We start from the raw sequence: 8,928 nt of genomic DNA on the forward strand, positions 1-8,928 counted from the left end.
GAGGTCGACGACCACGTGTTCGCCGCCGAGGGCAGCGAGAACTCGCACCAGGCGAACTTCTCCGAGCTCAACGCCCTGCAGCAGCGCTTCGACACCGCGTTCGCGCAGGGCACCCAGTTCCACGGCGGCACCGGCGGTGCTGGCGGGCTCGGCATCGCCTCCAACTAAACCCCACAGCGACTTCGACGGCCGGTCACCCGTAGCGGGTGACCGGCCTTGGCTGTTCGACCTTTCGCCGTTCGGCCTCGAGTGCTCGGCACCATGTTCCTGGCCCGTGTTCTTGGCACCGCGGACCCGGCAGGGCCGGGGCCGCCCTTCAGGCAGGCCCGGCCCGTTGTCTCACGGGAGGAACGGCCGCGCGTTGCACGGACCGGAGTCATCTACCTCCGTCGCGTCATGCGGAAGGGCGAACGCGGCCGGAACCACCGCGGCGGCCGCGCGGTTCGGGAGATCGTGTCCAGTCATGTGCCGACAACGGCGGTTGTTGCCGCGTGCCTGGCCTGCCGCTCTCGTCGTTGCCGCCGGGCTGGTCGAACATCGGGCGATCACGCCGCGTGAGCGCCGGGCAGCCGAACGGGCGACCGGAACCACGACCGCGGCGCCGCCCGGGTCCGGCTCGACGCCGGGGCGCTCCGAGCGCGCCACCACGGGCGTCGACCGGCACGCATGGTAAGCACGAAATCACCGTCTGGTTCACGTTCGACGACGGCCTCGTCAACGGCGTCAAGGGGGCGGCTCGCACTGCGGGCGCGCCGAACCGAAGGCAGTGACCTCGTCGCGGTGCCGCATGACGGTGGACTCGCGGTGCGTCTCCGGCGCACTGTGAGCATTACGGTGCGGAGAGTTGCGCGCGGGCCAGCCGGGTTTCTCAATCCGGGGCGCGCGGAGTTCGGCTACGGCGCGAGTGTTCTCGTCCGACCGACGAACTTCCAAGGGCGCCAATGTCACGCAAAAAGGGTTCTCGATCAGTGACAGCCAGTTCAAGCTCCAGGTCGATGGCATGGCCGGTCGGCCGAGTTGCGTGATTGTCGGCACCGGCTCGCCTACCATTTTTGTAGCGCTGGCATCGCGTTCCGTCGCCGGCGAGAGATGGCACCAGATCGCGTGTTCGCGCGGTAACGCGCTGCTCACGGTGGCCGTCGACGGGGTCAAGCCGGGACGGACCGCGATTCCTTCGTCACCGTCGAATTGGTGATGTATACGTCACGCAAATTGCACGACTTTCGGAACAAAACGGACAACAATCAATCACCCACTTGAACCTGGGAACCCGCCCCGCTTAACGTGAATTCCCGTCGGCTGGATGTCCGCGCCCGCCACGGGCGCGCCAGGCGGCACCGCCGAGTCGATATCCGAGCCGGGGACCCACGCGTCAACCCGGGGTGAATCCGCGAACTTGTGCGCGGTAGGGCGACCTTCCCGCCCGAACCCGTCAGCTAACCCGGTAGGCGGCCATGGAAGAAGGAGTAACTCCTCGGTGGAGACCCATCTGAGGTGGACGAGGCGGCCCCACCGTCTGGCACGGCTCCTCGTCGCCATCCTCGGCGGTCTGTCGCTCGCCGTCGGTATCACGGGGCTCGCGCATGCGGAGCCGACCCCGGGCGAGATCGAGAAACAGATCGACGACAAGTGGAACCAGATCGAGCCGGTGGTCGAGCAGCACAACCAGCTCAAGATCGAGCTCGCCACCAACAAGACCAAGCAGAGCAAACTCGAGGCCCAGATCGCGCCGCTGCGCCAGCAGGTCGACGCCGCCTTCGACAAGGTGAGCGCGTTCGCCGTGATGCAGTACAAGACCGGGCGCGTCTCCAAGCTCGACGCGATGCTCACGACCGGCTCGCCCGACACGTTCATCAACCAGCTGACGATGCTCAACATGCTGGCCAAGGACGAGCAGGCGCGGATCAAGGACGTAGTCACGGCCAAGCGGCAGTATGACGCGCAGAAAACGCCGCTCGACGAGCTGGTCGCCAAACAGGCCGAGCAGGAGGCCGCGCTGGCGCAGCAGGAGCAGCAGATCAACGCCGACATCAAAAACCTCAACGACATGCGCACCAAGGCATACGGGACGTCCGGCACGACCGGAAACCTGCGGCCGGTCGCCTGCCCGTTCGAGTACACCGGCGGCCCGGGCGCGAAGGCGGCCCAGGTGGCGTGCGCGCAGATCGGCAAGAGGTATGTGTGGGCGACCGAGGGGCCGAACACGTTCGACTGCTCCGGCCTGACGTTGTACGCCTGGAAGCAGGCCGGCTACACGCTGCGGCACTACACCAACTGGCAGTACCAGGACACCAAGCGCGTGTCGCGGAGCGATCTGCAGGCCGGTGACCTGGTCTTCTTCTTCAGCGACCTGCACCACGTCGGCATGTACGTCGGCGGCGGCTGGATGGTCCACGCACCGAACCCCAGCGCACCCGTGCAGATGAAGAAGATCGATATGGCACCGATATCCGGCTACGGCCGGGTGGCATGAGGGGGGCGGGCCGCGAGCCCGCCCTTTTCACATGGTGGGCCAGGTCCGCCAGTTCTGCCACGAGCGGCTCGGAGTGGGACCGCGCTGCCCCTGGTAGCGCGAGCCGTAGACCGTCGAGCCGTATGGGTGCTCGGACGGCGACGAGAGCCGGAAGATGCACAGCTGGCCGATCTTCATCCCCGGCCAGAGCCGGATCGGCAGGTTGGCCACGTTGGACAGCTCCAGCGTCACGTGGCCGGAGAAGCCGGGGTCGATGAAGCCCGCCGTCGAGTGTGTCAGCAGCCCCAGCCGCCCGAGGCTGGACTTGCCCTCCAGCCGCCCGGCGAGCTGGTCCCCGAGCGTGATCACCTCGAGCGTGGAGGCCAGCACGAACTCGCCGGGGTGCAGCACGAACGGCTCGCCGTCGCCGACCTCGACCATGGACGTGAGGTCGTCCTGCTGGATCGCAGGGTCGATGTGCGTATACAGGTGGTTGTTGAACACTCGGAACCACCGGTCGAGCCGTACGTCGATGCTGGACGGCTGCACCAGCGCTTGATCGAACGGCTCGAGACACAACTGGCCGCCCTCGAGCTCCTTGCACAGGTCACGGTCGGATAGCAACACCCTCTGAGGTTACGGTGTTGCCTCATCCGCCGCCGCGGCGGTCGCTTCGAGGACCGCCCCCATGATTCTCGTCACCAGCTCGATCTCCTCCGGCGCGAACCGGCCGAAGGCCGCCCGTAGGTGCACGCCGAGCGGGGCGAAGAACGCCGCCGCAAGCTCCTGGGCCGGCGGCTGGATGTCCAGGTTGATCCGGCGCCGGTCGGCGGTGTCGGGCCGCCGCTCGACGTGTCCGGCGCGCTCGAGGCGAGCCAGCAGTGCGGTGGTCGCCGCCGGGCTGAGCGAGAGCCGCCGCGCGAGCTCACCGGCGGTCAGCGGCTCCCCGTCCTGCGCCGCCCGCCAGATGTGCGCGACCGCGTTCATGTCGGTGCGATGCAACCCGTGAGCCCGCGTGAACACGTCGACGAACCGGTCGGCCTCCACATTGAAGCGCCGCAGAAGGTCGATCAACTCGTCGGCCGACGTCACCGCTTCAGTTTGCCTCGTTCGGGCAATTCGCCGACAATCGAACACACGTACGAGTACATTGGGCACATGGCATCGTGGGCTGATTTCGCCGCGGCCGAGCCCGAGCTGGCGACGGCCATCCGCACCCTGGTCTGCCAATACGGCCCAGGCCTCGGCTACCTGGCCACCGTCCGCCCCGACGGCGGCCCGCGCATCCACCCCGTCTCCCCGGTCATCACCGACGAGGGCCTGTATTGCTTCGTCCTCGCCTCCCCAAAGCGCCACGACCTGGACCGCGACGGCCGCTACTCGCTGCACAGCTTCCCGTCCACGGACTCCGACGACGAGGCATACCTGTCGGGCCGCGCGACCCCCGTCACCGACGAGCCCCTGACAGCCCGCCTGGCCACAACGATGCGCGCCGCCCCAGCGGTCGACTGGCGCCTGTATGAGCTGACCGTGGACGTCGCGATGCTCGTCCGCCATGAGACCCCGACAACCTCGACCCACACCGTCTGGAAGGACCGCCCCACCCACGCCACGAAGGCAAAACAGAATGATCCGTGCACGAACGCCGTGGATTCGGTACAGTAGGCGTCGCTCGCGGGTGTAGTTCAATGGCAGAACATCAGCTTCCCAAGCTGACAGTGAGGGTTCGATTCCCTTCACCCGCTCCACGACGAAGGCCCTGGTCAGGACAGATGTCCCGCCAGGGCTGTTCGCTTGTCAGAACACTCGGAAGCGGCGTCGTGCCATTTGCGGCCGTTTGCCCCACTGTCAGCTGTCCGTATGACACTGACGGCGTCTGGGGTGCCATTACGACAGGTTCCGCAAGATCACTCCAGGCCGCTCAGGTCGGGTCCGCGTCGCCCGTACTCGGTGAGCTACGTGAGGCGAGCGGCAGGATCACGGGCGGGAGTTGACCTTGGGCAATCTTGGCAGTAAGAAAAGCCGGTGCCGAGCACTGTGTACGAGATGTGTAACTGCTTCGATGTCGCCTGCGCCCCCTGTCAGAGCGTGCTGTCGCCCTGTAGCAGCGTGCTCGGGCTGGGCCGGCTGAGCGCGTTGCTGTTCGTTGTGGCGCCGCACCGCCTCGGTGTGCCGTCCCGGCCGTCTTCGGCGGGCCGGTTGGGCGTTCGGGCGATCCGTGGGTATCAGCGCTGGCTCTCGCCCCGGCTGCCCGTCCGGTGCCGGTATTCGCCGTCGTGCAGCGCGTACGGGCTGACTGTGGTGGACCGCTTCGGGCTGGTGACCGGCGGCAGACTGGCTGCGGCCCGGATCGCGCGGTGCCGATGTGATGTGCCGATGGGTACCGTCGACGAGCCGCCGGTAGGGCGCTGACCATCCAGCACGGCGCTGGGCGCCACCGCCACGCCGAGGAGCTGCACCGGGGCCTGTCGCTGGTGCAGCGTGGCTCGGCCGACCCCGGTCGTGACGACGGCGGGGAGCAGTCCGAGCAGTGAAAACCCGCGCAGCCGGGAGCCGGTCGAGGCCGCGGAGCCGGGTTACGGGAAGCTTCGCGAACTGCGAACGTGAAACCCGTGAGGTCGAACGCGCTCGAGGGGCGATGGCGCGGTGCATCGCCGAGACGCATACCGTCGAGGAAGGGATCGAGGCATGAGCGGTCGCAGCGATTGGAACGAACTGCGTAGCCAGCGCATGGCCGAGCCGGGTGCGATCGAGGGGCGGGCGGTCCGGGAGCTTCGCGAGCGGCGCGGTTGGAGTCAGACCGAATTGGCCGATGCCGCCTCGATGACGCAGTCCGCCGTAGCGCGCTTCGAGGCCGGCGGCACCGTGCCGACCTTTCCGGTTCTCGAGCGCTTGGCGCGAGCGTTCGATGTGGCGTTGGCCGTTGGGTTCCAGGCCAGACCCGACGCGGCGTGACCGCTGCGGTGTGCCATTAGCGTGCCATTAAGGCGGGATCGTCGAGGCCGCTCCAGGCCCGCTCGGGCGACGACGCCACGCCTCGCACCTTGGCCGGTCGACCTGTCTTGTACGGTTCCCAAGCTGCCAGTGAGGGTTCGATTCCCTTCACCCGCTCCAACGCTAAGGCCCTGGTCAGGGCAGCAGTCCAGCCAGGGCCTCGTGCATGTCGGCCAACTCGACACCACCCGTGTGCCATTAGTGGGCCATAGCGGCGACTGTCAGCTGTGCCGCTGACGCTGGCGGCGTCTGGGTGCCATCGCGACACTGTTGGGGGTCGCCCGTCCGGCGATGCATTGGCGCGCCTCGGTGAGCGCCGCGATGACCTGGTCCAGGGCCTCGGCGTCAAGGAGTGCCCCGTATTGGTCAGCGTGCGGTAGGACGCGCAGGTCAACGGCGGCACCGTCCCGGTCCTGCTTGACCATGACGGTGATCAGGTTGAGCTGGCCCGGCGTCGGTTGGACGCTGATCGCGCCGGTCGCGCGGAGATGTGTTTCGTGGGGGTCGTCGCGTTCGATGGTGCACCAGGACGGGCACCGGGCCTGGAATGGCAAGACTGAGGCAGGGGCATGCTCGACCGTGATGGCCTGGCGGCCCGGTAGCTGGGTGACGCTCACGCTGGATCCTGCGCGGTGAGTGCCGAGTCGGTGAGCGTGGCGTGGACAGTCAAACCTCGGGCCTCCTGAGGTTCTGCCGAGGGTCCGGGTCCGGTTGATCGCCGTGCCTGGGCTTTCTCGACGTTTGTAGTGGGTTGCCTTCAAGGCCGACGGCAACTCGTCGATACCTATAGCATCGATGCTATGGCCTGGGGTACCGTTGAGTTGGAGCCAGAAGTTCGGGAGTGGCTCGAAGAGCTGGCGACTGTGCAGTTCGCGCGGGTGGCTTTCTACATCGACCTATTGGCGAATTATGGACCACTGCTCGGCGAGCCGTACACGAAACAGCTCGACGGCAAGCTCCGTGAGCTGCGATTTCATCTTGAGAGTGAGGCGGTGCGGGTCACCTACTGGATCGCCTCCGGGGAGCGGATCGTTCTCCTGACGGTGTTCCGGAAAACCCGTGACCGCGAGACTCGTGAAGTTCAGCGGGCTCGGCGGGCGCTAGCGAGATGCGCTGCCGAGATGCATACCGTCGAGGAAGAGGTTTAGAGATGAGCGCCCGCAGCGATTGGAACGAACTGCGCAGCCGGCGAATGGCCGAGCCGGGGGCCGCCGAGGCATACGAGTCGACCAAACTCGCGTTCGAGCTGGGGCGGGCGGTTCGAGAGCTTCGCGAACGCCACGGCTGGAGCCAAACCGAGTTGGCTGAGGCCGCCGCGATGACGCAGTCCGCAGTCGCGCGCTTCGAGGCTGGCGGCACCGTACCGACGTTGCCAGTTCTGGAGCGTCTGGCGCGAGCCCTCGACGTCGAGCTGGCGGTCGAATTTCACGCCAGGCCCGATGCAGCATGATCGAGTCGGCGTGCCATTAGCGTGCCATTACGGCAGGGCAGGCTTCGTGAGGTCGCTCCAGGCCGGTCCTGGCAGGCTCGACAGCCGTTCTGAGCGTCTGCGGTGCCAAGCCTGTACGTTCCCAAGCTGACAGTGAGTGTTCGATTCCATTCACCCGCTCCACGCTTCCGGCCCTGGTCAGGACGTAAGTCCAGCCGGGGCCTCTTGCATGTCTGGACACTCGAAACTCGCTGTGTCGACGCTGCGAGCCATGAGCGTGCCATTGCGCCGACTGCCAGCTGTCTCGACGCACTTGCGGGCGCCTCAGCCGGCGACGTCGCGGTGGAGTCTGAAGGAACCGGGAGACGCGCGGCGCCCCAGTCACGCCCAACGCCGCCGACCCTTGTATCCAACCGTCGTCTCCAAACTGGCTACGATCCGCGCCGTGCGGCTCCCGGAAGTCATCCCGATCAAGTACATGCCCGACTATCGCACCGACCGCATCGGACGGCATAAAGGCGGCCAGTTCTTCGCTGACATCACTGGCGCGTACCAAAAAGGCGTTACCCTGGGGCGAGATTGGCGTCACCAACAGCGGATCTATGCGGTTCTCCATCGCTTCGACGACAGCGGGCATCACGTGGGCTCGGACATATGGTTCGCTGGCGTCAGGGCCGACGGCCCTGCAGCCGTCGAAAGAGCCGAACAGGTGCTGTCAGGCTGGCTGTCGAACCTTGGGGCAGTCACCTGATGCAACATCGCCATCCGGCCCTTCCGAGCCGACTTCGACGACGTCGTCTTCGGGCTCATTGACGAGACCACCGACGATCCGGACGAGGGCCACGGCGGCCCATGGGCCGAGTTCCACCCTCAACGGCTTGGGTTCCACGAGCCTTGGGACGGCGAGTACGACACCTAAGCGTCCGCTGATTTAGCGCGCCATTACGGCGGCTGTCAGCTGCTCCGGCTTGCTTGGGTGCCTCAGGCGTTGACGCCGCGGCGAGCAACACAATCATGTATACGTGTCCGTAGACGGCACTGTCATCAGTTCGGTATCCTTGAGGCATGGGTAGCGTAATGATCCGAGTGGACGAGTCCACCCGCGACGACCTGACCCGCGTCGCCAGCGAGGACCTCGGTGGCGTGTCGGCGGACGAGGCGATTCGTCGGCTATTGGCCGAGCATTGGCAGATGAAGGCTATCGCCGCTTTGGACGCATATCGGGCGACCAATCCGGAGGGCTGGGCCGAGTACGTAGCCGAGGCCGACCGGGAAGACCGGGCCTCCGCGCCGGCGGCCGACGCGTGGGACGAGGCTGCGTGACGGTCATCCAGCCGTGGCAGGTCTGGTGGGCCGACCTCGACCCTACCGAAGGCCGCGAGCAGGCAGGCCGCCGTCCGGTGCTCGTGGTCTCCAGTGCGTTCCACCTGCGGCTGACCGGGGAAGCACTGGTCACCGTGCTCCCAGTGACGACGCGGGAGCGCTCCGGCTGGCTACACCGCGTTCCGGTGCGCCCCACGAGCCGTCCAGTCGGGTTCGTCATCACTGAGCAGGCGCGGACCATCGCCCGGGCGCGTCTGCAGGGACAGCGGCCAGCGTGGGTGCTCACCGACGACGAGATATCAGCCGTGAAGACGGTGCTAAAACAGATGATCGATGTGTAGCCGGCCGGCTGAGCCATCGAGATCGCTCGTCGGCCGTTAGCTTGTCTCGGCGGTGGCGAGAGTCGGGTCCCGAGGCGCATCCGGGCCATTAGCGGGCCATCGAACTGGAGCGAGCCGTCCGTCAGCTCGACGACCACCCGCTCGACGACGATGGTTCCCGACTTCGCGTCGACGTGCCGCCGCGCGCGCTCGCCAGCTCGCCCCACCGCAGGGGTGATGTCCGTCAGCGGGCTCGCACTCGGCGCCCTGGTCGCTTCCGGCCGCGCCGTCACCTTGCTGACCTCGGCACCGCCGCTAGATGATTGATGCCTTGAAGATTCAGTGGTCGTAGGCGATGAGGGACCGTTTGACTGGGGCGCCGATGGTCCAGTTGTGCCAGATCACGGCGG

Annotated in this window: 13 protein-coding genes, 1 tRNA gene and 1 riboswitch; of the genes, 11 read left to right on the forward strand and 3 right to left on the reverse strand. The window is 67.0% G+C overall.

The window, feature by feature from the left end; translation table 11 throughout:
• Positions 1-904: 904 nt before the first annotated feature.
• Positions 905-1,195 carry a hypothetical protein gene (locus AB0367_RS38360; protein ID WP_366231442.1) on the forward strand — a complete coding sequence of 97 codons (291 nt, stop codon included), beginning with the start codon at positions 905-907 and terminating at the stop codon, positions 1,193-1,195.
• Positions 1,196-1,328: 133 nt separating this feature from the next.
• A riboswitch (cyclic di-AMP (ydaO/yuaA leader) is annotated at positions 1,329-1,466 on the forward strand.
• A gap of 11 nt (positions 1,467-1,477) precedes the next feature.
• On the forward strand, positions 1,478-2,473 hold the full coding sequence (locus AB0367_RS38365) for an NlpC/P60 family protein (RefSeq protein ID WP_366231443.1): 996 nt from the start codon (positions 1,478-1,480) through the stop codon (positions 2,471-2,473).
• A gap of 27 nt (positions 2,474-2,500) precedes the next feature.
• Here the strand turns inward: AB0367_RS38365 and dcd are convergent, their stop codons facing one another.
• Complete coding sequence (gene dcd / locus AB0367_RS38370) at positions 2,501-3,079, reverse strand: dCTP deaminase (RefSeq protein WP_366231444.1); 579 nt, start codon at positions 3,077-3,079, stop codon at positions 2,501-2,503.
• Positions 3,080-3,088: 9 nt separating this feature from the next.
• Positions 3,089-3,544: a MarR family transcriptional regulator gene (locus AB0367_RS38375; protein ID WP_366231445.1), complete on the reverse strand. Its 456-nt coding sequence runs from the start codon at positions 3,542-3,544 to the stop codon at positions 3,089-3,091.
• A gap of 66 nt (positions 3,545-3,610) precedes the next feature.
• On the opposite strand from AB0367_RS38375, the gene AB0367_RS38380 reads away from it, so the two are divergent.
• From AB0367_RS38380 to AB0367_RS38395, 4 genes are all read left to right on the forward strand, one after another.
• Positions 3,611-4,117 carry a pyridoxamine 5'-phosphate oxidase gene (locus AB0367_RS38380; protein WP_366231446.1) on the forward strand — a complete coding sequence of 169 codons (507 nt, stop codon included), beginning with the start codon at positions 3,611-3,613 and terminating at the stop codon, positions 4,115-4,117.
• Positions 4,118-4,126: 9 nt separating this feature from the next.
• Positions 4,127-4,200 (forward strand) — tRNA-Gly (locus AB0367_RS38385).
• Positions 4,201-4,498: 298 nt separating this feature from the next.
• The gene (yidD, locus tag AB0367_RS38390; RefSeq protein WP_366231453.1) at positions 4,499-4,864 is read left to right on the forward strand and encodes a membrane protein insertion efficiency factor YidD; all 366 of its coding nucleotides are present in this window, start codon (positions 4,499-4,501) and stop codon (positions 4,862-4,864) included.
• A 276-nt stretch (positions 4,865-5,140) separates the two neighbouring features.
• Entirely contained in the window at positions 5,141-5,407 is a 267-nt protein-coding gene (locus AB0367_RS38395) for a helix-turn-helix transcriptional regulator (protein WP_366231447.1), read from the forward strand.
• A gap of 260 nt (positions 5,408-5,667) precedes the next feature.
• Here the strand turns inward: AB0367_RS38395 and AB0367_RS38400 are convergent, their stop codons facing one another.
• A complete protein-coding gene (locus AB0367_RS38400) occupies positions 5,668-6,063 on the reverse strand; it encodes a hypothetical protein (RefSeq protein ID WP_366231448.1) in 396 nt (131 codons plus the stop codon).
• Positions 6,064-6,246: 183 nt separating this feature from the next.
• Here AB0367_RS38400 and AB0367_RS38405 point away from each other — a divergent pair, with 183 nt between their 5' ends.
• From AB0367_RS38405 to AB0367_RS38425, 5 genes are all read left to right on the forward strand, one after another.
• Positions 6,247-6,594 carry a type II toxin-antitoxin system RelE/ParE family toxin gene (locus tag AB0367_RS38405; protein WP_366231449.1) on the forward strand — a complete coding sequence of 116 codons (348 nt, stop codon included), beginning with the start codon at positions 6,247-6,249 and terminating at the stop codon, positions 6,592-6,594.
• Positions 6,595-6,596: 2 nt separating this feature from the next.
• Positions 6,597-6,896: a helix-turn-helix transcriptional regulator gene (locus AB0367_RS38410; protein WP_350557979.1), complete on the forward strand. Its 300-nt coding sequence runs from the start codon at positions 6,597-6,599 to the stop codon at positions 6,894-6,896.
• 424 nt (positions 6,897-7,320) lie between these two features.
• Positions 7,321-7,626 (forward strand): hypothetical protein, encoded by a 306-nt coding sequence (locus AB0367_RS38415; protein WP_366231450.1) that lies wholly within the window; start codon positions 7,321-7,323, stop codon positions 7,624-7,626.
• A 335-nt stretch (positions 7,627-7,961) separates the two neighbouring features.
• The gene (locus tag AB0367_RS38420) at positions 7,962-8,198 is read left to right on the forward strand and encodes a hypothetical protein (protein ID WP_366231451.1); all 237 of its coding nucleotides are present in this window, start codon (positions 7,962-7,964) and stop codon (positions 8,196-8,198) included.
• Positions 8,195-8,539, forward strand: coding sequence for a type II toxin-antitoxin system PemK/MazF family toxin (locus AB0367_RS38425; RefSeq protein ID WP_366231452.1), 345 nt, complete (start codon positions 8,195-8,197; stop codon positions 8,537-8,539). Before AB0367_RS38420 ends, AB0367_RS38425 begins: the two co-directional genes overlap by 4 nt.
• The last annotated feature ends 389 nt before the right edge of the window (positions 8,540-8,928 follow it).

The organism is Dactylosporangium sp. NPDC051484 (assembly GCF_040689395.1).
GTDB lineage: Bacteria > Actinomycetota > Actinomycetes > Mycobacteriales > Micromonosporaceae > Dactylosporangium.